Raw genomic sequence first — 23221 nt, 5'->3', positions numbered from 1 at the left:
CTTGTTGTGAGCGAGAAGATTTCGCGGGTCGGCATAATCGGTGCCGGTCAGATGGGCGCAGGCATTGCCGAAGTCTGTGCCCGGGCGCACGCCGACGTGTTGGTGTACGAGACGACCCGTGAATTGGCAGCCGCTGGACGGTCCCGCATCCTGCGCTCCCTCGATCGCGGTGTGAGCAGCGGAAAACTCACCGAACGTGAGCGGGAACAGGCATCGTGGCGGCTGCGCTTCACCTCCGATCTGGGCGATTTCGCTGACCGGCAGATGGTGTGTGAGGCGGTGGTCGAAGACGAGGCCGTCAAGACCGAGATCTTCAAACAGCTCGACAAGGTGGTCACGGACCCCAATGCCGTGCTTGCTTCCAACACGTCTTCGATTCCCATCATGAAGTTGGGCATGGCAACTGCCAACGCTCATCGTGTGGTCGGAATGCACTTCTTCAACCCCGTACCGGTGTTGCCGCTTGTCGAGTTGGTCACCACGCTGATGACCTCGGACGACGTCACCGCGCGCGCCGAGGCCTTCGCCCACGACATCCTCGGCAAGCAGGTCGTCCGATCCTCGGACCGCTCCGGATTCGTCGTCAACGCCTTGCTGGTGCCTTACCTCCTCTCGGCGATCCGCATGGTGGAGAGCGGTTTTGCCACCGTCGAAGACATCGACAAGGCGATGGTGCTCGGCTGCGCACACCCGATGGGTCCGCTCAAGCTCAGCGACCTCGTCGGCCTCGACACCGTGAAGGCGATCGCCGACAAGATGTACGAAGAATTCAAAGAGCCGCTGTATTCTCCGCCGCCGCTACTACTACGTATGGTCGAGGCCGGTCGGTTGGGCAAGAAAGCCGGCCACGGCTTCTACGTGTACGCGGACAGCCCGGCGAAGACCGGCGCAGGCAGATAAGCCGGGCGAGGTCATGACCGGCCCGGAGGAGAAGATCGAATACGGGTCCTCGATCCTGGGGTATCCGCGCATCGGCGCCAGGCGCGAACTCAAGCGCGCGCTCGAAAAGTACTGGCATCTCGGCGGTTCGGTGGAAGAGCTGATCGCCATCGGGCGGCATCTGCAAGACGACACCTGGCAGGAACTCGCCGCGACCGGACTCGAACAGGTGCCGGGCAACACTTTCTCGTTCTACGATCACGTACTCGACAACGCGCTGATGTTCGGCGCCGTGCCGAGGCGATTTGCGGCGCTCGAGCCCGAACTCCACCCGCTGGACTTCTACTTCGCGTTGGCTCGCGGCAAACCGGACTTTCCGCCGCTGGAGTTGGTGAAGTTATTCGGCACCAACTATCACTACCGGCAGCCAGAGATCGACCCGGACACCACCTTCTCGCTGCATGCCGAATCGTTGCTGGCCGAGCACGCCAGGGCCAAGAAGCAGGGCATCGAGTTGCGTCCGGTGGTGATCGGCCCGATCTCACTTCTGCTGCTCTCCGCGGCCGCGCCCGATGCACCCGAAGGCTTTTCGCCGATAGACAAGATCGACGAACTGATCCCCGCGTATCTGCACCTGTTCAAAAAACTCGCTGCCCAGGGCGCCAAGTGCGTCCAACTCGACGAACCGGCTTTCACCAGCGACCGGACCGACGACGAACTGGCGCTGCTGGGGACCGTCTATGACTCGCTGGCCGCCGTCAGTCAGCGCCCGCGTCTGCTCGTCACCGGCCAGTACGGCGATCTCGTTGCGGCGCTGCCGATCCTGGCCGGAACGAAGATCGACGCAATCGGTCTGGATCTGGTATCCGAGCCGATCAGCGCGGCCGGTCTCGAGAAGATCCCAGGACTCGCGCGCAAGCGTCTGTACGCGGGTGTCATCAACGGGCGCAATGTCTGGAAGGCCGACAAGGCGCGCACGCTCGACTACCTGCTCGCCATCAAGGCCGTCATCCCGGATGTGGTGGTGTCCACGTCCTGCAGCCTGCTCCACGTACCGGTGGACCTACTCGTCGAGTACGACATTCCGGGCGAAGTCGCGGACAGGCTCGCGTTCGCCAAGCAAAAGGTCGGCGAGGTCGTAGCGCTCGCGAAGGCCGTCACCCACGGCGCCCCCGAACACTGGTCGGATCGCCCCAAGTCGGTGCACTTCAAGATGAAGCACGATGTGCGTCAACGTGTCTCCGCGATCCGCGCGGACCAGCGAGAGCGGGCACCGTACGACGTCCGACGCGAGGCGCAACAGCAGGCTCTCGGACTACCACTGGTACCGACCTCGACGCTGGGCTCGTTCCCGCAAACCGCGGAGATCCGCCAGGCGCGGTACGAGTACGGCCAGGGCCGGCTGACTGCAGACGAGTACCGGCAACTGCTGCTCGACGAGATCAAACGCGTGATCGACCTGCAAGAAGACATCGGGCTCGACGTACTGGTGCACGGTGAGGTCGAGCGCAACGACATGATCGAGTACTTCGCCGAGCTGATGGACGGATACGTCACAACGCATTTCGGTTGGGTACAGGTCTACGGATCGCGGTGTGTGCGGCCTCCTATCCTGTATGGCGACATCAAGCGCACGGGTCCGATGACCGTCGAGTGGATCACGTACGCGCAGTCGTTGACCGACAAACCGGTGAAGGGCATCCTGACCGGACCGGTGACCATGTTGGCGAGATCCTATGTGCGTCAAGATCAGCCACTGTATGAGACTGCTGAACAACTGGCGCTGGCGGTTCGCGATGAAGTCGTCGATCTCGAGAAGGCGGGCATCCGGATCATCCAGGTCGACGAGCCGTCCATCCGGGAATTACTGCCACTACGCGAACGTGGCCGGGCCGGGTATCTCGACTGGGCGGTCAACGCGTTCAAGCTTGCCGTCGGTGGAGCCAAGGCCCAGACGCAGATTCATACACACATCGGATACTCGAGCATCGCGTCGGTGGTCGAGGCGTTCGACGCCCTCGACGCCGACGTGACGTCGATCGTGGCGACCCGCTCCATCGGCTGGGTCCTCGATCAGATCACGAGTTCGGGAACAGCGATCGAACGTGAGGTGGGGCCGGGGGTATACGAGAGTCGTAGTGCGGCAATTCCTGACATCGACGAGATCGACGAACGTATCAAGCGCGCCGCAGCCGCGATCGATCCGGAGCGGCTGTGGGTCAATCCGGACGGTGGCCTCAAGACCAGGCATTACTGGCAACTCGAGCCGTCACTACGCAACATGGTCGCTGCCGCGCGACGGCAGCGACGTCGCATCGAGGCTCGCCCGCCCACCTGAAATTCGCGCCACCTACGCGCGTACGCGCCAGGTGCAACAGGCGCGTACGCACGCAAGTGGCGCGAACTCGTGGGTTACCCGTCAATCGATGGTGATCTCGCCCATCGCCGACCAGTCGTCTGCGTCGATGGTGTGGCTGATGATCCGTGGCGTCGACACCAGGGCTTGCGGCATCTCCTCCTGCGTCGCCTTCTTGAAGTGGTCGCTGTTGACGTGTGGCCCCGCCGCATCGTCTTCGAAGGCCTCGACGAGGACGAACTCGTTGGGGTCATCGACGCTGCGCGACCAGTCGAACCACTTGTTGCCCGGCTCGGCGCGGGTTGCCTGCGTGAAGGGATCGACGAGGTCCAACCAGCGGTCGGTCCACTCGGGCTTCACCTGGAACTTGACCACGATGAAAATCACTTCGCTTCTCCATTCTTCTCGTCCACCACTGCCTGCTCACCTGAAATCGTAGTTGCGCAGCAGCACGACTCTCCAGGCATTGAGGTCAGGATGGAGTGGAGTCGCAAGATGAGACGGAAATCGACATGTCGACAGACGAATGCCCCCACCGTGATCGGCAGGGGCATCCGAGGGAGAGGGTCGACCAGCGTCAGCTGGGCAGACCCGGGATCAGGCTGGCCAGTCCGAAGCCGCCGAGTGAGCCGGTCGAGCCGGTGTCCTCGCCCGACGGGCCGCTTGCCTTGAAGTTCGTGGTGCAGCCGTTGAACTTGACGTTGTCAACGTTGGCAGTTGTGCCAGGCACACCTTCGGTGGAAACGCCGTAGTACTCGACCACTGCGGTGGGGCCAGCGGCCACCTTCAGTGCATCTAGTGTGGAGGGCGTGCCCTTGGGCAGCGTTCCGAGATTCCTGGTCGCGAACCACTGGCCTTCTGTTGCGGTTCCGCCGTCGGCGGATACGAGCGTTGCGAACCCGTTTTCGCCGTCGACGCCTGTGTTGGCGCCGCGCAGGCGAATCTGCCAGAAGGCAGGTCCATTTTCATGATCGAACGACAGCTCGCCAGCGAGTGTCGCGAGCGGCAGATTCTCCGCAGAGTGGTAGAGCACCGCACGGGTCTTGCCATCAGCGACCTTCAGTTCGAGAGAGCCGTCCGCGTCGTTGACGTTGGTCGCAGAATGAGTTCCGGCCTGCCCAGCCTCGTCGTTGAACGGAACGCCCCAGCCATTCGCGTCGGTGCCGGTCGACACCTCGGCGCAGTTCGCAGTAGACACCGGCGCCGCCGATGCGACCGCGGGGAAGAACAGAACTGCTGCGCTGACTGCGGCTACGGCGGTGGTGGTACGGAGAATGGTGCGGTTCATGCGAAGATCGACCTCCAGTAAATAGACATGCTGTGGTGCTGAAGAAGTCAACGTAGCAAACGTCAGTCGGTTGAATGCAAATTGTCGGCAATATCCAGGAAATATACGTCTGAACGATGGACCAAGAACGTAACTTCACTTTTATTGCCAGTGTGAACCAACTGATAATTCACCTTCGCAAACTTGTCCCGTGAGACGATTTTTGGAATTGCTATTTCACCTAAGAAGGTTGTGCAAGAGCAGCTTTGGACGATGTCAGAATTCTTGAGAGGTGTCGGGTGGCAACTTCGAAACTCAAAAATCCTAGACACCTGTATTCGTGATATTCGAATTCAGATGGAGGCTGCCCGGTTGCATGGGCCGCCACAAGTAAACCAAACGAACTATTGAGTTGCGGCGCAAAATCTGATCTCGGACCCGTGCATTGCCACGACACAACGTGCTGGCGGATGTACTGATCTGCGGAAAGTCTGCTCCACTTTCAGTAATCCGCTCCGGTTCCAGGGCTCTGGAACCGGAGCGGATTGCTAGAAGTGGAGCAGATTGTGGGATCGGCGGATCTCGCTCAGGCCGGGGGGAACAGCGGGCCGCCGCCGAAGGGCTCTCGATGGGATTTCGGTAGTCCGCCGTCATTGTTGGTCAGCCCATAGGAAGCGCCGAGTTCGGCAGTGATGAGACTGTGCCCGTTGTTCTCGAGCAGCGACGGATCGCGCCACAGACGATCGATGACGCGGCCGACGAATTGAGGGTGCTCGGCCTCGTCGAGACGGAATCCGGCGAACTCCTCGATACCGAGTGAGAGCAGCAGCTCCGTCTGAATGAGTCCGAGCCACAACGAGATCGCGGCCACCCCGGTGCCTTCGAGTTCGTGCGCCATGTCGAAGGCCATCTTGTCGAGTGCCGCTTTGCTCATGCCGTACAGCACCGAATGGAGGTGTCCGCGGGTTCCGAACGACGAGATGTTGACCATCAACCCGGAGCCCTGGGGCACCATGATCTTCGCGGCTTCGACGCACGCGACATAGTGCGCGCGGACGCCGACCGTGATGAGGGTGTCCCAGTCGGAAACGGGTCGCTCCCAGAACTTGTCGCTGAACCCGCCGAAGCCCTTGGGGGAGGTCCACACGTTGTTGACCAGGAGGTCGAGACGACCCTGCTCCGCGCGAATCTGACCGAACAGCTTCGCCACGGCGTCGTCGTCGGAATGATCAAGACTCACCCCGACCGCAGCGCCGCCGGCATTCTCGATCTCCGAGATGGTCTGCCCCAGTGGGTCATCGGGTTCGGTGCCACCGCGGGCCGTGACGTACACCGTCCATCCTGCCCCACCCAGAGCGGTGGCCACGCCTTTGCCGACACCGCGGCTCGCCCCGGTCACCAGTGCCACTGACCCCGTATCGCTCACTCTTGTCCGCCACTTCTACCCATGGCCGCCAATCTATCGGCTGGGCATCCTGCCGTGATGAGGATTCGGGCCTCTCAGTCGGTCTGTCTGGTCGACTCGGGTGGTTGCGGCATCGGATGATCTTGCGCGTTGAAGTACGCCGCGGACCCGCCGGCGGCGGCGATGCCCGAGATCGACGACCAGACCATCATCGTGAGGTAGTCGATCAACTCGTCCTTGCCGAGGCGCTGTTCGACCATCCACCAATGCACTGCGAGCTGGATCGCGCCGACGAGGCTGTACGCCCAGGTCTCGACCCCGGCGGTCTGTGAACCCTGATCGACCATCCGGTTGATCATCACGAACGTGAGCATCTGAGCGACGAGCTTCTGCGAGTCCGCGAGGACCTGTGTGCCCGATCCGCCGGCCATGACAAAGGAGTAGATGTGTGGTTCGTCGGCCACAGTCTGGACGTACACCGAGATCACCATGCGTGTTAGTTCGAACTCGCCGACGTCTTCGTTGATCGCGCTCCCCAGTCGCGGCACGAGCACGGTCTCGAGGAAGCGCATCATCGCGGCAGTGGTGAGGTCGCTCTTGTCGCTGAAGTAGCGGTAGAGAACGGTCTTCGACACGCCGATCTCGGACGCGATCTCGTCCATGCCCGCATCGGCGCCGAGTGACCGCACAGCTGCGAGCGTGCCGTCGACGAGTTCGGTGCGCCGGGCCTCCTTGTGGCCTTCCCACCGCCGCTTACGTCCGTCGGTCTTGACGTCGTCGACACCGACCTGGTTACGGATGGCCTGGGGGAGTGACACCCCCTTGCTCGCGGCAGTGGCGGCGGCGGCCACCGCAGCGCGGGCGGCGGCGGCCGGATTGGGGCGAGGGGACATCGTGGGGGAGTCATTTCTGCTCGTAGCGCCGGTCGTGGTCGAACTGACTTCCACCTTATGTTCCCTCGCACTCGGACAGGGCATCGAGAGGCGGGTCACCACTGAGCCCACGGTTCTCCCGGCCGGGTTTGGGTAACACTGGATGGATGCAACCGACACAAGCTCCGCGGCCGACGGCCGGGCTGGACGCGGACCCATCGGCCAGGGAGTTGCCCGCCGGCCGACACGCGGCACCGGATTCACGGGCGGCCGCACCCAAGCGCAACATCGCCGGGCTCAGCGACGCGGACAGCGAACGAAAGGCCGCGCTGCGCCGGATGAAGCTCGTCGCCACCGGGCTCTTGTTGTTGGCGGCGGTCATCTACCTCTTCTGCCGCTGGCTCGAAGACCGCGACGGCGAGAACGTCGCGGCCTGGGTCGGCTATGTGCGCGCGGCGTCGGAGGCCGGCATGGTCGGCGCGCTCGCGGACTGGTTTGCCGTCACAGCCCTCTTCAAGCACCCGATGGGCATCCCGATCCCACACACGGCCCTGATCCGTAAGAAGAAGGATCAGATCGGCGATCAGCTCGGCGGTTTCATTGAAGAGAACTTCATGACGCCGGACGTCATCGAAGAGAAGGTCGCGCAGCTGGCCTTGCCCACTCGGGTCTCCAGCTGGCTCGCCGACCCCAAGAACGCGCCTCGGGTGGGTGAGGAAGCCGCGCGCGGTATCGCTTTCGCGGCAGAGATGCTCGACGACGAAGACATCGAGAAGCTGATCACCTCGGCAATGCGCTGGGCTGCCGAACCCGAGTGGGGTCCGCCGGCGGGTCGGGTCCTGGAACAGCTCATCTCCGAGAACCGTCTGGAACCGGTCATCCAGCTACTGTGCGACAGGGCGCACGACTTCGCCCTGGGTAGCCAGGACCTGATCGATCGGGTGATCGACAAGGACGGACCGGCGTGGGCGCCGAAGTTCGTGAACAGTTTGGTGGGAGACCGGCTCTACCGCGAACTCGTGGAGTTCTCGTTCAAGGTCAAGACCGATCCCGATCACCAGGTCCGCCAGGCGATGACCGGCGTGATGGTGCAACTGGCCCATGACCTGCAGAACGACCCGGACACCATCGCCCGTCTCGAGGCGATCAAGTCCGAATTGCTCGAACGCGATGAGGTCACCGGTGCCGCGTCGACCGCCTGGAATGCGGGCAAGGCATTGATCGAGCAGCTCCTCGCCGACCCGAACGGGACACTTCGGGCCACGCTGACGGACTCGATCATCCAGATTGCCGAGCGGATTCGCGACGACGAGGTGCTGAAGAACAAGATGAACATCTGGATGGTCCGGGTGGCCAGGCACGTGTCGGAGAACTACTCGCAGGAGATCATCTCGGTGATCACCGAGACCGTGCGTGGTTGGGACGCGGAGGACACCAGCAACAAGATCGAGTTGCAGGTCGGCCGCGATCTGCAGTTCATCCGCATCAACGGCACGGTGGTCGGATCGCTGGCCGGGTTGGCCATCTACACCGCCTCTGTGCTGCTCTTTCACTAAAAGGACACCCCGATGTTTGTGTCCTTGATCACGAATTAGCTCAAGTGCTTGCAATTGCTAGCACGGGTCGGCACTATGGCATTCGAGGCTTGAAGGAGTTACCGAGATGGTTCCAACGCCAGCTGATCCCGATGACGAGCCGGTGACGGCTGTGGTCGCGAACGCGGCTCAGGACATCGCCCAGGACATCAGTGCCAACGTCGCCACTGCTGCCCAGGACATAGGTAGCTTCATCAGATCGCAACGGATCGGCGCCGAGGTGTCGCTACGCCAGCTTGCTGAGCGTGCAGGCGTCAGTAATCCGTACCTCAGCCAAATTGAACGAGGGTTGCGCAAGCCTTCAGCCGATGTGTTGGCCCAGATCGCCAAGGGTCTGCGGGTGTCGGCCGAGGTGCTGTACGTACGGGCCGGGATTCTCGAAGAGAGGCCCGCGAGTCCGGTGCGCGACGCGCTGATGGCAGACACCGTCATCAGTGAACGCCAGAAACAAGTGTTGCTCGAGATCTACGAGTCCTTCTGCAAAGAAAACCGGGCCGTGATCGAAAGTCACATGGACACAACACAATCGAACCCACGTGAATTCCTGGAGGAAACCAATGACCAAGTCTGACCGCAATCTCGCCAACCCCATCTACGCCGCCGTCGGCGCCGGCGACCTCGCTTTCAAGCAGGTCAACGAAGTGATCGCTCAGCTGCGTGAGCGCACCGAGACCGCCACCGAGCAGGCCCAGGCCCGCTTTGAAGAGACCCGCACCACGGCGCAGACCCGGATCGAAGAGACTCGCGAGCGCATTTCTGCTCTGCCCGAAGAGGTTCCGTCGAACATCGACGAGCTGCGTGCGAAGTTCACCTCCGAGGAGCTGCGCAAGGTTGCCGAGGCCTACATCGAGGTCGCGACCAACATCTACAACTCGCTCGCCGAGCGCGGCGAAGAGACCGTTGAGCGTCTGCGCACCACTCCGGCCGTGGGCGAACAGCTCAGCCGCGCGGAGAAGGCCTACAACGACGCCGTCGATCTGACCGAGGACACCCTCGGCAGCATCTCGTCGCAGACCCGGGCGGTCGGCCAGCGCGCTGCCAAGCTCGCGGGCATCGCCCAGGACAAGATCGAAGACGCGACCGAAGAGGCCACCGACTCGATCAACGGTGCTGCAGGCAAGGTCGAGAGCAAGGCGCGTTCGTCGAAGGATTCGCCTGCCAAGAAGATCGCCGAGGCCACGGCTCCGGCCAAGAAGGCACCGGCGAAGGCCACCCCGACGACCGCCGCCGCCAAGGCTCCGGCCAAGAAGGCTCCCGCCAAGAAGGCTCCGGCCAAGAAGGCCACCAGCTGATCGGTCAACTCGAGCTACTGGCTCCGCCGCTGCGAACCCAACACGCGCCTGTCGCCACACGCGAACCGGACAGTAGGCTGCACCCGTGAATGTTCTCTCATTCTTGGGGTACGCCCAGAGTCTTGTTCTGCTGCTGCTGACAGTTGTCGCCGGGGTCGCGGCGGCGGTGTCGTTGGTGCATGCCGCACTGCAACGGCCGGACGCCTTCCCGGCGGTCGATCGCCAATCGAAGGTGATCTGGGTGTCCATCCTCGCGGCTGCGACCCTGTTCATCTGGTTGTTCGGCGCCATCGGCATCCTGGGCATCGTCGGTGTCGTGGCCACGATCGTCTACATCGTCGACGTACGGCCGCGGGTGGACTCGATCCAGAACAAGACCTGGTTTCGGAAGCGCTGAAGTCCACCCTCCAGGGGCGGTGAATAGCGCATTCACGCAGGCTCCACTCCCTTCCGCCGATCAAACGCTCGGCGAGCAGACCTAGAATGAGCGCATGGCTGAATACCGGATCAACGAACTCGCGGATGTTTCCGGCGTCAGCGTCCGCAACATCAGGGTCTACCAGGACCGCGGTCTGCTTCCGCCACCCAAGATCAAAGGCCGTACCGGCTGGTACTCCGCGGAACACCTGAGCCGACTCAAGATGATCTCGCAGATGCTCGAGCGGGGTTACACCTTCGCGACGATCAGCGAATTGCTGATGGCAGCGCGGTACGGCCTCAAGGTCGAACACGTGCTGGAGGCCGAGCCGAAACGCGGCAGCCGGTGGAAGAACCTCAGGCGGATGGCAACCATCACCATCTCGGAGCTGCGCAAGGGTCTCGGTGCCACTGACAACAACATCGCCCTCGGGCAACGGCTGGGACTGCTGGTCAAAGAGGGCGCGGGTTACGCCGTCACGAACCCGGAGGTGCTCGCCGGGGCCGAGGTCCTGGTGAAGGCCGGTATCGACCTCGACGTTCTGCTCAACCGCTGGGAACGGGTCCAGGACGACCTCCAGGACATCGCGGCCAGCTTCGTCTCTATCGTCACCGACAAGTACCTCGTCGAGGGTGCTCCGTTCGAGATGGAGGAGAGCGAGGTGATCCGGCTCGCCGAGCTCGTGCAGACCGTGCGGCCGATGGCTCATGACATCGTCGAGGTCGCCTTCAGCAAGGCGATGGATACGGAGATCTCGCGTGCGCTGGATCGCGGCGCGGAGCTGATGATGGCTGCTGAAGACGAAAAATCGAGCAAGGCAACGGGTTCCGGTCCGTAGATCCAGGTGGGGAAGTGTTATCGATGAACAAGAAGAAGGTCGCGGTCGGTGGGGCAGCGGTAGGTGCAGGCGTGGTCGCCGCGGGTGCGGCCATCACCGGAACGTTCCTGGGCTCGATTCTGCGGGCGGCTCTGCTGGCCCCAGATCCTGTTGCCGATCAGCCTGATCCGCTGCTGGAGACGCCCCGACAGGCGCCGGAACACCTCGATGTACGAGCCGCTGACGGCACCGCCCTGAACGTGGTGGCCTATGGGCCGCCGGACGGCGAGCTGATGGTGCTGGTGCACGGGTGGACCTGCAGCACGCACTACTGGTATCCGCAGATCAACGCGTTCGGCCATCGGTATCGCGTGATCGCCTACGACCAGCGCGGCCACGGCGACTCCCCACGTGGAAAGACCAAGTTGAGTGTCGAACTCCTCGGTCAAGACCTCCAAGCGGTGTTGACCGCAGTGGTACCGAAGGGGCGTCGAGCACTCGTCGCCGGGCACAGCATGGGTGGGATGACGATCTTGTCCTGGGCCAAGCAATTCCCGCAGGCGGTGCCCGAGGTCGCCCGCGCGGTGGTGCTGACGTCCACCTGTTCTGACCACCTGTTGCCGAACCTCGGTCTGATTCCTCTCGATCTACCCACGGTGCTCTCTCCGATGGAGTACTTCACGGGGCGACTCGTCGCTGGGGCGACGGTACATCTGCCGCGAACCAAGATGTCGAGCAAGGTGACCCAGTACATCGCCCTCAACACCACCTCACGTCGCTCGCACGTCGACTTCGTCGACGAGATGGTGGCCGCGTGCCCGGGGCGCTCCCGGGGCAAGTGGGGTAACGCGATGGTCGACCTCGAGGTCACCGAGGGCCTCGACGCACTGGTGGTCCCGACCGTGGTGGTGGTCGGTGCCGACGACAAACTCACCCCGAAGGTCCACGCCGACGCGATGGCAGCGGTACTCCGCGGGCGCGGGCACCTCGAGGATCTCGTGGTGTGGCCCGGTATCGGCCATATGAGCAGCATCGAGAACGCGGAGGGTTACAACACTCTGCTCACCGACTTGCTGGACCGAACCGCCGGCTGATGACAGGCGGTCGGGCGCTGCTGCGGGACCCGGATGCACCAGTTGACCGACTGTACGTCGACCGCTCCGACGGTGCCTCCATCGCGGTCTGCAGTTATGGACCGGCGGGCGCCGACGCGGTGGTGCTCGTCCACGGGTTCGCCGTCAACGCCAAGTACTGGTTCCCCCAGATCAACGGCCTGGCCGGCGATCATCGCGTCATCGTCTACGACCAGCGGGGACACGGGCGCTCGACCCTGGGCACCGGCCCGACGACCAACGAACATCTCGGTCAGGATCTCGAAGCCGTCCTTGCCGCGACCCTTGCCGAGGGCGAAAGGGCAGTGATCGTCGGCCACAGCATGGGCGGCATGACAGTGATGAGCTGGGCCACCCAGTATCCGGACAGCGCAGCGCGGTACGCCGCGGCGATCATGCTCGCCGGTACCGCGGCCACCGCGCCGGTGTCGAAGGCCCCGATCCGACTGGCCCAACCCGCCACGATTGTGCGCAGAGTCGAGTACGAGACGGCATGGTTGGGCTTCAACGCCATTCACCGACCCGGTGGCGACCTCATGATGCGGACCGGTCTGCCGTTGGCACGCACCATCTTTCCGGGTATCAGCCGCCAACAGCTCAAGATGCTCGATTCCATCCTGCGGGAGACCGGTTGGCGGACAAGAGAAAAGCTCGGACGAGCGCTCGAGGACCTCGACGTGGGCGCGGGTCTGCGGAACATGCCGGTTCCCGTTGCGGTCGTGGTGGGAGACCGAGACCGTCTCACCCCGCCGCGGCTCGCCGAACCCGTCGCCGCTGGGCTGCGTGCTGCAGGATCACTCGAACGGTACGAAATCTGGCGTGGCGCAACTCATCTACTCAACTGGGAGCAACCCTATCGCTTCAACAACATCGTCAGGTCGTTGCGAACTGCGCGCCTCCCTCATTGAACGGCGTTCAGGCCTGCGGAAAGCCCTCCAGTACAGCGCGCGACCCGGAGAGCCCGAGTCGCGTCGCGCCTGCTGCGATCAGCTCCGCCGCGAATTCCGCGGTACGGATCCCGCCGCTGGCCTTCACCCCGACCGTGGCGGGCACCGCCGCGGCCATCAGTGTGACGGCCTCGACACTGGCACCACCTGCTGGATGAAAGCCTGTGGAGGTCTTGACAAACGAGGCGCCTGCCCTGACCGCGACCTTGCAGACATCGGTGACGGTCTGCGGCCCCGCGAGCGCCAGCAGGGCCGCCGATTCGATGATGACCTTGAGGGTGACGTCGCTGCCGATCGCCTGGCGAACGGTGAGGACGTCAGCGAAGACCTCGTCGAACTTGCCGGCCACCGCGGCGCCGACATCGATGACCATGTCGATCTCCTGCGCCCCGGAATCGACCGCGAGTTTGGCCTCCGACGCTTTGATCAAGGAGTGGTGCTTCCCTGACGGGAAGCCGGCCACCACGCAAGTGAGCTGAGCGCCGGTGTCGATCGGCAGCATCGACGGCGACAGGCAGACCGCGAGTACGCCGAGGTCGGCGGCTTCTGCGGCGGTCGCCTCGGCGTCGGCGCGGGTCGCCTCGGGTTTGAGCAGCGTGTGATCGACCAGGGCGGCGACCACTGAACGGGTCAGGTGCGGGCCGCTGCGGCCGGGCGCGGTGTCGGACATGATCCGAGCTTGGCACACTGTCTGGTTGTGACCACACTCTCGCCGGCAAATGGTGCCGACCACCGGTACGTGCTGACCCTCGGCTGCCCTGACACGACAGGCATCGTCGCAAGGATTTCGAGCTTTCTCGCCGACATCGGGGGCTGGATCGTAGAGGCCGCTTACCACTCGGACCCCGACACCGGCTGGTTCTTCACGCGCCAGGCGGTGCGTGCGGACTCGGTGTCCGTCACGGTCGAGCAATTGCGGGAGCGCTTCGCCGCAGAGGTGGTGGCCGGATTGGGGCCGGAAACCGAGTGGCGCGTGAGTGATTCGGCGGTTCCGAAGAAGACCGTCCTGCTCGTGAGCAAGGAAGGGCACTGTCTCGGTGACCTGCTGGGCCGCTCGTACCGCGGGGAGCTACCCGCAGAGATCAACGCCGTGATCGGCAATCACCGCGACCTCGAAGACTTCAGCACGCGGATGGGCGTCCCGTTCCATCACATCCCGTTCGGCACCGACAAGGCCGGTGCATTCGAGGAACTGCGCGAACTGGTGGACAGCCACAACCCGGACGCGGTGGTGCTGGCCCGGTTCATGCAGATCGTTCCCGAGGACCTGTGTGAGCACTGGGCAGGCAAGGCCATCAACATCCACCACAGCTTCTTGCCGTCATTCATCGGGGCGAGGCCCTACCACCAGGCGTTTCAGCGGGGCGTGAAGCTCATCGGAGCCACCTGCCACTACGTCACCGGTGAGCTCGACGCTGGACCGATCATCGAGCAGGACGTCATCCGCGTCGATCACTCGGACACGGTTGCAGACATGGTGCGTCAGGGCCGGGACATCGAGAAGCTCGTGCTGGCCCGGGGCCTGCGTTGGCACCTCGAAGACCGGGTGTTGGTGCACGGCCGCAAGACCGTCGTCTTCAGCTGAGCCGGCCACCGCTGAGCCTGGGTGCTCTCGAGAATCACCCGCCCACCCGAATTCGCACCGCCCACCCGCAATAGCGGGTGGGCGGTGCAAAAACGGGTGGAGCAGTGCGGTCAGACGACGCTGCAGGTCTCGGCGTTCGAATCCGAGGCGCCGACATTCTCCTGGGTCAACGCAATGTCGTTGCCGGAGAACGCGAACTCGACACCCTTGTCGGAGACGCTCAGCCTGTCGAAGCTGACGTCGTCGAACAGCGGCGGGAACATCCCGGCGCTGACCTGGTCGACCAGGGTCTGGGCCCACGAGTTGGGGATTCCGAGCGTCAGTGCGCTGGCTTTGACCACCTCGAACGTCAGCTTGCCGTTCTGCGTGACCGGCTTGAGTTCGGTCTCGGCCGGGATGGGGATACCGAGCAACGAGAAGCTGGCCTTGAGGGTGACCGTGCCGGCCGCGGCATTCCCGGTGACCGACTCGACGGTCATCCCGCCACCCATCGAACCGAGGAGTCCGGTGAGTCCGCCACCCTGATCCGGAGTGGGTGTGGTCGGCTGTGCGGTGGTGTCCTGCTGGCTCAGCTCCATGATCCGGCCGAACGGGACGTAGCCCTCGCCTTTGAGCCCACCGATGGTCGTGGTGTTGTCGCCGGTGGTGATGTCGTCACCCCTGGCGTGCAGCTTCATGTCCGAATCACCCTCGTCGCTGGTGTCGACCTGGACATAGGGGATCTTGCCGGACACCCACTGGAACAGCATGGGCTGTTTGCTGAGCGACACCGAGGTCGAGGCACCGGTGAGCTCGCCGAACGACTGCTCCATGCAGTCCTTCGCCTTGCTGCGCAGATACAACTCGCTGCCGACGCCCGAGATCACCAGCAGCAGCACGATGCTGAGCGCGACCACTCCGGCGATCAAGCCCTTCCGCCGTTTCGGGCGCTGCGGCGAGACTCCGCCGCCGTCAGGGCCGCCACCGCCGGGCGGTGGCCCGTCAGACGGGGGACCCGAGTAGGGCGCAAAGCCATCCCTGTGGACCTCGTCAGGGGGCACGTCGAGTTGCGCGGTGTCGTGGCGCTCCTGCGTGTAGGCCTGAGGCACCGAGCCGGGTGGGACCGGTGCGAACTGGTCCGTGGCTGGACTGGGGTCATTCGCCTGATTCTCGGGTATCCCGGGAACCGGCGCATCCGGAGGGGGTGGGTCGGCAGGAGCTGCCGGCTTGGTCAGATCGGAGCCCTCGGCGGGACCGGCAGTTGGTTCAGGCGGCCCCCCGGCCGGGTTGGATTCGGCATCTTCGCGGTTATTCATCACCGTCGATGATGCCCGGTAGGACGTCGCAGATGGTAAGAGTTGGCTAAGTATCGGAGTCGGCGCAGGTCATGGCCGCGGAATTCACGTCCCGCCTGTTGGACAACACCGCGATAGAGGCCCGGGCGCGCTCGACCTCACCGAAGTCGAGGTCGAGAACCGCGAGCTCTGGGTGGTCGCCCAACTCTGTGTGCACCGTGCCGAACGGGCCGGCCAGGATGGAATGTCCGATACCGGTGGGCGCGGCAGACCCCGCGACCTCGGGGTCGCCCGGGACGGCTTGCCCGACCGCTGCGACAAAGCACCCGCTGTCGAGGGCCCGTGCGGCCGCGAGCGTCCGCCACTGCTCGAGCTTGCCCGGACCGCTGCCCCACGATGCCGGGACCACGACGAGGGTGGCACCGCCATCGGCAAGCGCCGTGAACAGCATCGGAAATCGGATGTCGTAGCAGGTGGCGGCACCGACCGTGACGTCACCGACCCGGAAGGAGTGCGCCCGGTCGCCCGCCTGCACGGTGCGAGACTCCTCGAACCCGAACGCGTCGTAGAGGTGGATCTTGTCGTAACCGGAGATCGCCCCGTGGGGGCCTGCGATCACGAGGGTGTTCCGCACCCGTCCGCCGTCGCCGGGGGTGAACATCCCCGCGACCACGGACACCGCGTTGTCGGCGGCGATCTGACCGACCGCCTGTGCCCACGCTCCATCGAGCGGCTGTGCGATCGGCCCGAGCTTCACCCCGAAGCGGCACATGGTCGCCTCGGGAAAAATCACCAGTTCGGCACCCAATGCGGCCGCAGCAGAGGTCTGTTCGGCAACCAGCGCACTGTTCTCGTCGGGGTCGGTGCCGCTGGAGATCTGGGCCAAGGCGATGCGCATGCCACCACCCTACGACCGTTCATCGTGCCTTTCCCGACGCCGATCGTGCCCTTACCGACGCCGAGCGGGCTCTTACCGACGCCGATCGTGCCTTTAACGACGCCGATCGTGCCTTTAACGACGCCGACTGGGCCGTCGTCAACGTGGCCGGCCCGGTCGATGTCTAAAAGGGCCCGCTCGATGTCTGGAACGGCCCGCTCGATGTCTGGAACGGCACGGTCGATGTCTAAAAGGGCCCGCTCGGCGGGGGTCACGAGGTCGGGGCGACCTGTTCCCACGGGACGGTCAGGACATTGTCGCGGTGTCGGCGCCTGTCGGGTATCGGGTAGATGCCGTTGTCGGGCAACAACTCCAGCGTGCGGAGCCATCGCTGGCGCGGACCGAAGGGCGCCAACGGGGCCGCGACGTCCCAGCAGCGGTCCAGGGTGCGGATCAACTGGTGGACGGGCTCGCCGGGGACATTGCGATGGATCAGCGCTTTCGGCAGGCGTTCGGCCAGATCCGACGGCCGCCGGCTGTGCAGCGGATCCCAGGCGAGCGTGAACGTCAGCGGACGGTGTTCGTCGAGCAGGATCCAGCAGCAGCGACGGCCGAGTTCGTCGCAGGTGCCCTCGACGATGAAGCCGCCGGGCGCCAGGTGCCGTTGCATCCGCGACCAGGCGGCCGGCACCTGGGATTCGTCGTACTGCCGCAACACGTTGAACGCCCGGACGAGGTGGGGTCGCAGTCCCGCCAGCTCGAAGCCCCCCACCGCGAACCGGACTCCTGCCTGCGCAGGCACCACACGCGCAGGGTCGATCTCGAGGCCGACCAACTGGACGGCGGGCACCTTGGCCCGCAACCGGGCTGCCAATTCGATGGCGGTGTCGGGACGGGCGCCGTATCCGAGGTCGACGGCCAGCGGCGTCGCGGCGGCGGACAGCACCGCCACGATCTCGCTGTGGTGGGTGATCCAGCGGTCTATCCGCCGAAGTCGGTTGATACCCGTGGTGCCGCGCGTGATCGTGCCGTCGGGACGGCCGGCCGCGCGCGAGCGGACAGGCCCGTCAGAGGTTGGCGTCGATCCACCCTGAGGTGAACTCCGCCTCACCGCGGAACAGGTCGACCAGGTTCACCAGCATCATCTGCTCGAGCTTGCCGTTGATGAACGGGATGAAGACCTTGACCTCGGTGGTGCGCCGGATGGTGCAACCCGTGTCGGTGGGGAAGAGTTCCTGCGTCCCGGTCAGACTGCCGGGACCCGCCGGGATCGACGCGGTGTACGTGCCCTTGGTGTTCTCCGGATCGAACGGGCCCAGCGCTTCGTTGCGGGTGATGATCATGTCCTTCGACATCACCGTCTGCGCGATCGCCGGCAGCTCGGTGCGTGGCAGCACCTGCTTGAGGACCACGTCGATGCCGTTGGCGTCCACCGTGTAGGTCTCGATCTCGGATTGCGGCGTCAGCTTCCGGAACTCTTCCATCTGCGCGTCCCAGAACTCCCGCATCGAGAGTGCTCGATAGACCTTCTCGGCGGGATGGTGGTAACGGGCTGAGTAGGACAGACGGCGTGCCATGGGGCAAAGCCTAACGTGCCAGGAACGCTCACTCCGGAGGCACCTGGTGTCTGCTCACTGCTGTCCGATCCAGGTGATCGTGTAGTCGCGCTCGGCGTCGATCAGCGCCTGCACCTCTTTCGCGATCTGCTTCTCGATCTTTCCGCCGACGAAGGGAATCGACACCTCGACCGATCCGTCGAAGATCACCTGCGCCCCGGTGGCGGTGGCAACGAGGGTCTGAATGCCGTTGACCTTGGCGGGGGCGCCGGTGACGACCGCGGAAAAGGTGCCGTTGCTGACCTCGCCTCCGGTCACAGACCACACCACCGTGCGCGCGATCTCGAGGTCACCCTTGCGAATCTTGGTGACGACCGATGGGAGATTCTTCTCGGGGACGCGCTGCTGCAGGACGATCCGGACCTCGTCGTCGGTCGCGGTGAACGACTCGAGTTCGGATACATCGGCCGCGACATTGGCGACCAGATCGTGCCAATACTGCTCCGAGGTGATCGCCGCGGTGAACTGAGCCGGGGGACAGGAAAAGTCGAGGGAATGCCGAAGCTTGGTCGCCATGAATGCAGGCTACCGTTGCGGGGTGGTCATACATGACAACTCGCTGCCGCTGTCGCAGATCACCACCTTGCGGGTCGGTGGTCCCGCGAAGAACTTCATCCGCTGCACCGACGCCGACTCGCTGATCGAGACCGTGGCTGATCTGGACGCGGCAGGGACCCCGGTGCTGCTGGTCGGTGGGGGATCGAACCTGGTGATCAGCGACGACGGGTTCGACGGCACCGTAGTGCAGATCGCGAACACCGAGACCGATTGGCGATCGGACCACGTGACCGCCGGGGCCGGCGTGAACTGGGACGATCTGGTCGCCGAGAGCATCGAGCGGGGATTCGGTGGCCTCGAGTGCCTGTCCGGGATCCCGGGCGCGGCGGGCGCGACCCCGGTGCAGAATGTCGGGGCGTACGGCGTCGAGGTCGGGTCGTTGTTGCGGTCGGTGCAGATCCTCGATCGCCGTTCGGGTGGCCTGAACTGGGTGGACGCCGGCGACCTCGAACTCGGTTATCGCACGAGCCGGCTCAAACGTCGCAACGACGAACTGGTGGTACGGGTGTCGTTCCGGCTGCACGAGGACGGTCTGAGCGAACCGATCAGATACCGCGAACTGGCCGGGGCGCTGGACGTGGCCGAGGGGGAGCGGGCGCCGGCGGCAGACGTCCGCGCGGCGGTGCTCGCGCTGCGTTCGGGCAAGGGCATGGTGCTGGACGCCGACGACCACGACACGTGGAGCGTCGGCTCCTTCTTCACCAATCCGATTGTGCCCCAAGAGCATCTCCCGACCGTGTTGACCAGGATCGTCGAGGAGCTCGGAGCAGAGGCGACGGTCCCACAGTTCCCGGCCGATCTGGGCGTCAAATTGTCGGCAGGCTGGCTGATCGAGCGCGCCGGTTTCGCCAGGGGATTTCCGGACTCCGGTGCACCGGCGCGCCTGTCGACCAAGCATTCGCTGGCGATCACGAACAGGGGCGAGGCTCGTGCGGAGGACATCGTCGAGCTCGCGAAGCGGGTTCGTGACGGAGTTCACGAACGGTTCGGGTTGTGGCTGGAACCCGAACCTGTGCTGGTGGGATGCACCCTCTGACGCTGCTGCGCTGGTGGTGGGCCCTGTGGCGGGCTTCGTGGAGGATTGGACCCCCGAGCTACAGGTAATGTTTCGTGCATGAGTGAATACCGTGACCGCCTTGTGCTGTCCAGGCGATCGGCCCTCACGGCTCTCGCCGTCGGCGCGGCCGGAGTGACCGCAGCGGCCTGCAGCAGCGACAACAAGTCCGGTGACGCGGCCGACGCGAGCAAGGCACCGTCGGATCCTGATGCCACCGTGACCTACAGCCCGCCGCTCGACACCACCGATGCCTCGCCGATAGTCGAGGTGTCGGTCAAGGTCACCGACGGCGTGCTGAATCCGGACGTGCAATTGACGAATGCCAACGGCCGCGTCGTGACGGGCGCGATGTCGGAGGACCGCAAGACCTTCACCGTCACCGAGCCGCTCGGCTACGGCGGTCAGTACACCTGGTCGGGTTCTGCGATGGGAAACGATCGTCGTGCGGTCCCGCTCGCGGGCACCTTCGCCACCGTGACCCCGGAGAACCAGATCGGGCTCGTGGTCAATCTCGCCGATGGCCAGGAAGTCGGTGTCGCGACGCCGCTCATCCTGACGTTCGACGAAGTCGTCAATGACAAGAAGGCCGTGGAGCAGGCCCTCAAGGTCACCACGACGCCCGAGACCGAGGGCAGCTGGGCATGGCTCGGGGAAGACGGCGGATCGCGCGTCCACTGGCGAACCAAGGAGTACTACCAGCCGGGCACCAAGGTCTCGATGGTCGCGAAGCTGTACGGCCTCGACCACGGCGACGGATACTACGGAGAGGCCGACGTCACCAGCGACTTCGTGATCGGCCGCAATCAGGTCGTGCTCGCGGACGCCGACTCCCACCAGATCGTGGTGCAGAACGACGGCAACACGCTGATGACCCTGCCGTGCAGCTACGGCGAGGGCGACCTCGACCGCAACGTCACGCGGTCGGGCATCCATGTCGTCAGCGAGAAGCACGAAGATTTCTACATGAGCAATCCCGCGGCCGGCTACTTCAACGTCCGCGAGCGCTACGCCGTGCGTATCTCCAACAACGGCGAGTTCATCCACGCCAACCCGGACACCGTTGGCGTCCAGGGCTCGTCGAACGTCACCAACGGCTGCATCAACCTCTCCCTGGAGAATGCCGAGCAGTACTTCGGGACCGCGATGTACGGCGATCCGGTGGAGGTCACCAACACTCGCATCCCGCTGTCGGAGGCCGACGGCGACATCTATGACTGGATCTACGACTGGGAGACCTGGAAGTCGATGTCGGCGCTTGCCGGCGAGCCTGAGGTGAAGTCGGCTCCGGCGACACCGAAGGACGCTCCGGATGTCTCGGGTATCCCGACGACACCGCAGAACTCGGGTTCTCGGCAGACTCCGGTCGGCTGACCGACCCGCTTCACCACATTCGGCCCCGTATCGAGTGTCCGAGGGATATCTCGGGCTGTTGCAATTTGAACGTAGTTTGCCGGTTCGGCGTCGGCTTGTCTAGCCGGTTTGTGGTGGTTTATGGGCGATAATATGTTGGTGGCCAAGGGTTATCGTCCAGTGGATCGTGATCAGTACTTTCTGTTGCCGCCGAGTATGCGGGACTGGTTGCCCGATTCGGATCCGGTGTGGTTGGTGATCGAGACCGTCGCCTCGCTCGATACCAGCGTGTTGCACGCCCAACGCAAGACCGGCGGGGTGGGGCGGGCCGGGTATGACCCGGACATGTTGCTGACCCTGCTGATCTGGGGCTGGGCCCACGGGCAACGTTCTTCACGCCAGCTCGAGCGGCTGTGCCACCGCGATATCGCTTATCGCATCATCTGTGCTGGTGATGCACCTGATCATGTGACGATCTCGAGGTTCCGCGCCGACTGCGCCACTGCAGTTGAAGACCTGTTTGCGCAGGTCCTGGTGTTGTGCGCACGGCTGGGGATGGTCAATATCGGGGTCGTTGCTCTCGACGGGGTCAAGATCGCCTCGAATGCCTCGATGAGCGCCAACCGCACCGAAGACGGTCTGCGGGCGGCGATGGCCGCGCAAGCGGCCCGCGCCGCATCCGAGCATGCCGATGTCGATGCCGCCGAAGACGAGATGTTCGGCGCCGATGATCGCGGTGATGAGGTGCCCGGCGATCTGGTCGATCCCCGGTCGAGGTCTGCGCGGATCGCCGCAGCGCTGGCTGATCTGCAGGACCACAACACCAAGCAGGCCGCCGAGAACAACGCCGCCGATGAGCGTGCTCAGGCGCGGGAGGCGGCGGCCGAGCAGGCCCGCCAGGCCCGCGCCGAGAAGGTCGCGCGGTGGCGTGAACAGCACCCACCGGGCTCTCGTTCAGCCCGGGTGCCCACTGAAATCCGGGTCGAGGTCCACACCGCGAATCTGGAGCGCATACGCGCTGCCCAACAGGCCAAGATCGACCGGTGGCGGCCTGGGCAGCCCGGCCCGCGACCGGTGCCGGTCGACGACCACTACGACGTCGTGCGCGCGCGAAACACGCTGGAGCGGGCCACTGCCGAGCGGGTCGCCCGCCAGGCCGCCGAGGGCACCCGAACCCGTGACGCCGCTGCACGTAAGGAGGCTGATCGGCGGGCCGCAGCCACGCACCCGCGCACGTTGACCGATCCCAAACGCAACATCACCGACCCCGAGTCGAGGCTGATGATGCTGCGCGGCGGGGGCTGGATTCAAGGGTTCAACTGCCAGGCCGTGACCAGCTCCGATGGACTGTTCTTGGCGACCGGCGTCGGCAACAACCCCGCCGATGTCGTCGCGTTCGCCGCGATGCTCGACAAAGCAGTGGCCGCCGCCGACGACATCGCCAACCACCGACCCACCTCAGCACCAGAGGGCGATGCCGCGGGAATTGGAGTGTTCCTCGCCGACGCCGGCTACCTCTCCAACGAGAACCTGACCAGTCAAGGGCCGGACCGGTTGATCGCCATCGGTAAAGCGCGGCGTATCAACAAAACCGCCCGCGAGCAGCCCACCACAGGACCTCCACCGCCTGGGGCCACCCCCATCGAGGCCATGAGACACCGCTTGGCCACACCCGAAGGCCACGCCCTCTATGCCCAACGCGGTCACATCGCTGAAACCCCGTTCGGACACGCCAAACACAACCTCGGGTTCCGGCGGTTCACCAGCCGTGGATTAGACAGAGCCACAGCCGAGTTCGCGTTTCACGCCCTCGTACACAACCTCTTCAAAGCCATCAGAGGCGGACACCTCACCCCAGGAACGGCCTGAAAGGCCGGGGCCAAAAGCCCCAGCCCGCCAACTCACCACCAACGGCAGCCCATCGCCACAGACCCACACCCAGAA

The 23221-nt window shown here is 64.6% G+C and carries 23 protein-coding genes; 13 read left to right on the top strand and 10 right to left on the bottom strand.

What is annotated here, in order from left to right; genetic code table 11:
• Nucleotides 1-6 precede the first annotated feature (6 nt).
• Nucleotides 7-900 carry a 3-hydroxybutyryl-CoA dehydrogenase gene (locus BH683_RS05080; protein WP_084835192.1) on the top strand — a complete coding sequence of 298 codons (894 nt, stop codon included), beginning with the start codon at nucleotides 7-9 and terminating at the stop codon, nucleotides 898-900.
• Nucleotides 901-913: 13 nt separating this feature from the next.
• On the top strand, nucleotides 914-3217 hold the full coding sequence (metE, locus tag BH683_RS05075) for a 5-methyltetrahydropteroyltriglutamate--homocysteine S-methyltransferase (protein ID WP_084835191.1): 2304 nt from the start codon (nucleotides 914-916) through the stop codon (nucleotides 3215-3217).
• An 81-nt stretch (nucleotides 3218-3298) separates the two neighbouring features.
• On the opposite strand, the gene BH683_RS05070 is transcribed toward metE, so the two are convergent.
• The 4 genes from BH683_RS05070 to BH683_RS05055 all read right to left on the bottom strand — a co-directional run bounded on the left by BH683_RS05070 (nucleotide 3299) and on the right by BH683_RS05055 (nucleotide 6854).
• Entirely contained in the window at nucleotides 3299-3622 is a 324-nt protein-coding gene (locus BH683_RS05070; protein ID WP_084835190.1) for a putative quinol monooxygenase, read from the bottom strand.
• A 190-nt stretch (nucleotides 3623-3812) separates the two neighbouring features.
• Nucleotides 3813-4523 (bottom strand): hypothetical protein, encoded by a 711-nt coding sequence (locus BH683_RS05065; protein WP_084835189.1) that lies wholly within the window; start codon nucleotides 4521-4523, stop codon nucleotides 3813-3815.
• A 565-nt stretch (nucleotides 4524-5088) separates the two neighbouring features.
• Nucleotides 5089-5928: an SDR family NAD(P)-dependent oxidoreductase gene (locus BH683_RS05060; protein ID WP_084835188.1), complete on the bottom strand. Its 840-nt coding sequence runs from the start codon at nucleotides 5926-5928 to the stop codon at nucleotides 5089-5091.
• A gap of 74 nt (nucleotides 5929-6002) precedes the next feature.
• The gene (locus tag BH683_RS05055; protein WP_246833199.1) at nucleotides 6003-6854 is read right to left on the bottom strand and encodes a TetR/AcrR family transcriptional regulator; all 852 of its coding nucleotides are present in this window, start codon (nucleotides 6852-6854) and stop codon (nucleotides 6003-6005) included.
• Between the two features lie 92 nt (nucleotides 6855-6946).
• Here BH683_RS05055 and BH683_RS05050 point away from each other — a divergent pair, with 92 nt between their 5' ends.
• From BH683_RS05050 to BH683_RS05020, 7 genes are all read left to right on the top strand, one after another.
• Entirely contained in the window at nucleotides 6947-8335 is a 1389-nt protein-coding gene (locus BH683_RS05050; RefSeq protein WP_084835186.1) for a DUF445 family protein, read from the top strand.
• A gap of 106 nt (nucleotides 8336-8441) precedes the next feature.
• Nucleotides 8442-8945 carry a helix-turn-helix domain-containing protein gene (locus tag BH683_RS05045; protein ID WP_084835185.1) on the top strand — a complete coding sequence of 168 codons (504 nt, stop codon included), beginning with the start codon at nucleotides 8442-8444 and terminating at the stop codon, nucleotides 8943-8945.
• Complete coding sequence (locus tag BH683_RS05040; RefSeq protein WP_084835184.1) at nucleotides 8932-9666, top strand: heparin-binding hemagglutinin; 735 nt, start codon at nucleotides 8932-8934, stop codon at nucleotides 9664-9666. Before BH683_RS05045 ends, BH683_RS05040 begins: the two co-directional genes overlap by 14 nt.
• An 85-nt stretch (nucleotides 9667-9751) precedes the next feature.
• The gene (locus tag BH683_RS05035; RefSeq protein WP_084835183.1) at nucleotides 9752-10063 is read left to right on the top strand and encodes a DUF2516 family protein; all 312 of its coding nucleotides are present in this window, start codon (nucleotides 9752-9754) and stop codon (nucleotides 10061-10063) included.
• 94 nt (nucleotides 10064-10157) lie between these two features.
• Nucleotides 10158-10922 (top strand): MerR family transcriptional regulator, encoded by a 765-nt coding sequence (locus BH683_RS05030; protein WP_084835182.1) that lies wholly within the window; start codon nucleotides 10158-10160, stop codon nucleotides 10920-10922.
• A gap of 23 nt (nucleotides 10923-10945) precedes the next feature.
• Nucleotides 10946-11995, top strand: a complete 1050-nt coding sequence (locus BH683_RS05025; RefSeq protein ID WP_084835181.1) for an alpha/beta hydrolase — start codon at nucleotides 10946-10948, stop codon at nucleotides 11993-11995.
• Nucleotides 11995-12921: an alpha/beta hydrolase gene (locus BH683_RS05020; protein WP_084835180.1), complete on the top strand. Its 927-nt coding sequence runs from the start codon at nucleotides 11995-11997 to the stop codon at nucleotides 12919-12921. The genes BH683_RS05025 and BH683_RS05020 overlap by 1 nt, the downstream gene beginning before the upstream one ends.
• 7 nt (nucleotides 12922-12928) lie before the next feature.
• Here the strand turns inward: BH683_RS05020 and deoC are convergent, their stop codons facing one another.
• Entirely contained in the window at nucleotides 12929-13630 is a 702-nt protein-coding gene (gene deoC, locus BH683_RS05015; RefSeq protein WP_084835179.1) for a deoxyribose-phosphate aldolase, read from the bottom strand.
• A 27-nt stretch (nucleotides 13631-13657) separates the two neighbouring features.
• Between deoC and purU the strand changes: the two genes are divergently transcribed.
• Nucleotides 13658-14545 (top strand): formyltetrahydrofolate deformylase, encoded by an 888-nt coding sequence (gene purU, locus BH683_RS05010; RefSeq protein WP_084835178.1) that lies wholly within the window; start codon nucleotides 13658-13660, stop codon nucleotides 14543-14545.
• Nucleotides 14546-14655: 110 nt separating this feature from the next.
• Here purU and BH683_RS05005 read toward each other — a convergent pair whose 3' ends face one another.
• The 5 genes from BH683_RS05005 to BH683_RS04985 form a co-directional block, all read right to left on the bottom strand.
• On the bottom strand, nucleotides 14656-15840 hold the full coding sequence (locus BH683_RS05005) for an LmeA family phospholipid-binding protein (RefSeq protein ID WP_084835177.1): 1185 nt from the start codon (nucleotides 15838-15840) through the stop codon (nucleotides 14656-14658).
• A 46-nt stretch (nucleotides 15841-15886) separates the two neighbouring features.
• Nucleotides 15887-16717 (bottom strand): carbon-nitrogen hydrolase family protein, encoded by an 831-nt coding sequence (locus tag BH683_RS05000; RefSeq protein ID WP_084835176.1) that lies wholly within the window; start codon nucleotides 16715-16717, stop codon nucleotides 15887-15889.
• 250 nt (nucleotides 16718-16967) lie between these two features.
• The gene (locus tag BH683_RS04995) at nucleotides 16968-17720 is read right to left on the bottom strand and encodes a class I SAM-dependent methyltransferase (protein WP_084835256.1); all 753 of its coding nucleotides are present in this window, start codon (nucleotides 17718-17720) and stop codon (nucleotides 16968-16970) included.
• Nucleotides 17721-17763: 43 nt separating this feature from the next.
• Nucleotides 17764-18273 carry a DUF2505 domain-containing protein gene (locus BH683_RS04990; protein ID WP_084835175.1) on the bottom strand — a complete coding sequence of 170 codons (510 nt, stop codon included), beginning with the start codon at nucleotides 18271-18273 and terminating at the stop codon, nucleotides 17764-17766.
• 54 nt (nucleotides 18274-18327) lie between these two features.
• The gene (locus BH683_RS04985) at nucleotides 18328-18828 is read right to left on the bottom strand and encodes a DUF2505 domain-containing protein (protein WP_084835174.1); all 501 of its coding nucleotides are present in this window, start codon (nucleotides 18826-18828) and stop codon (nucleotides 18328-18330) included.
• Between BH683_RS04985 and BH683_RS04980 the strand changes: the two genes are divergently transcribed.
• The 3 genes from BH683_RS04980 to BH683_RS04970 all read left to right on the top strand — a co-directional run bounded on the left by BH683_RS04980 (nucleotide 18827) and on the right by BH683_RS04970 (nucleotide 23146).
• A complete protein-coding gene (locus BH683_RS04980; RefSeq protein WP_094647262.1) occupies nucleotides 18827-19906 on the top strand; it encodes a UDP-N-acetylmuramate dehydrogenase in 1080 nt (359 codons plus the stop codon). The genes BH683_RS04985 and BH683_RS04980 overlap by 2 nt on opposite strands.
• Before the next feature lie 78 nt (nucleotides 19907-19984).
• Nucleotides 19985-21298: an Ig-like domain-containing protein gene (locus BH683_RS04975; RefSeq protein ID WP_084835173.1), complete on the top strand. Its 1314-nt coding sequence runs from the start codon at nucleotides 19985-19987 to the stop codon at nucleotides 21296-21298.
• A 132-nt stretch (nucleotides 21299-21430) separates the two neighbouring features.
• Nucleotides 21431-23146 (top strand): transposase, encoded by a 1716-nt coding sequence (locus tag BH683_RS04970; RefSeq protein ID WP_210405139.1) that lies wholly within the window; start codon nucleotides 21431-21433, stop codon nucleotides 23144-23146.
• The last annotated feature ends 75 nt before the right edge of the window (nucleotides 23147-23221 follow it).

It is taken from the genome of Williamsia sp. 1138 (assembly GCF_002095435.2).
Lineage (GTDB): Bacteria > Actinomycetota > Actinomycetes > Mycobacteriales > Mycobacteriaceae > Williamsia.
The sequence above is the reverse complement of the archived record's forward strand: the minus strand, read 5'-3'. Positions and strand labels throughout refer to the sequence as shown.

Coding starts and splice junctions, on each gene's coding strand:
- metE (WP_084835191.1), top strand. CDS start 914: ATGACCGGCCCGGAGGAGAAGATCGAATACGGGTCCTCGATCCTGGGG.
- BH683_RS05065 (WP_084835189.1), bottom strand. CDS start 4,523: ATGAACCGCACCATTCTCCGTACCACCACCGCCGTAGCCGCAGTCAGC.
- BH683_RS05050 (WP_084835186.1), top strand. CDS start 6,947: ATGCAACCGACACAAGCTCCGCGGCCGACGGCCGGGCTGGACGCGGAC.
- BH683_RS05045 (WP_084835185.1), top strand. CDS start 8,442: ATGGTTCCAACGCCAGCTGATCCCGATGACGAGCCGGTGACGGCTGTG.
- BH683_RS05040 (WP_084835184.1), top strand. CDS start 8,932: ATGACCAAGTCTGACCGCAATCTCGCCAACCCCATCTACGCCGCCGTC.
- BH683_RS05030 (WP_084835182.1), top strand. CDS start 10,158: ATGGCTGAATACCGGATCAACGAACTCGCGGATGTTTCCGGCGTCAGC.
- BH683_RS05025 (WP_084835181.1), top strand. CDS start 10,946: ATGAACAAGAAGAAGGTCGCGGTCGGTGGGGCAGCGGTAGGTGCAGGC.
- BH683_RS05020 (WP_084835180.1), top strand. CDS start 11,995: ATGACAGGCGGTCGGGCGCTGCTGCGGGACCCGGATGCACCAGTTGAC.
- deoC (WP_084835179.1), bottom strand. CDS start 13,630: ATGTCCGACACCGCGCCCGGCCGCAGCGGCCCGCACCTGACCCGTTCA.
- BH683_RS05005 (WP_084835177.1), bottom strand. CDS start 15,840: ATGAATAACCGCGAAGATGCCGAATCCAACCCGGCCGGGGGGCCGCCT.
- BH683_RS05000 (WP_084835176.1), bottom strand. CDS start 16,717: ATGCGCATCGCCTTGGCCCAGATCTCCAGCGGCACCGACCCCGACGAG.
- BH683_RS04990 (WP_084835175.1), bottom strand. CDS start 18,273: ATGGCACGCCGTCTGTCCTACTCAGCCCGTTACCACCATCCCGCCGAG.
- BH683_RS04980 (WP_094647262.1), top strand. CDS start 18,827: ATGAATGCAGGCTACCGTTGCGGGGTGGTCATACATGACAACTCGCTG.
- BH683_RS04985 (WP_084835174.1), bottom strand. CDS start 18,828: ATGGCGACCAAGCTTCGGCATTCCCTCGACTTTTCCTGTCCCCCGGCT.
- BH683_RS04975 (WP_084835173.1), top strand. CDS start 19,985: ATGAGTGAATACCGTGACCGCCTTGTGCTGTCCAGGCGATCGGCCCTC.
- BH683_RS04970 (WP_210405139.1), top strand. CDS start 21,431: ATGTTGGTGGCCAAGGGTTATCGTCCAGTGGATCGTGATCAGTACTTT.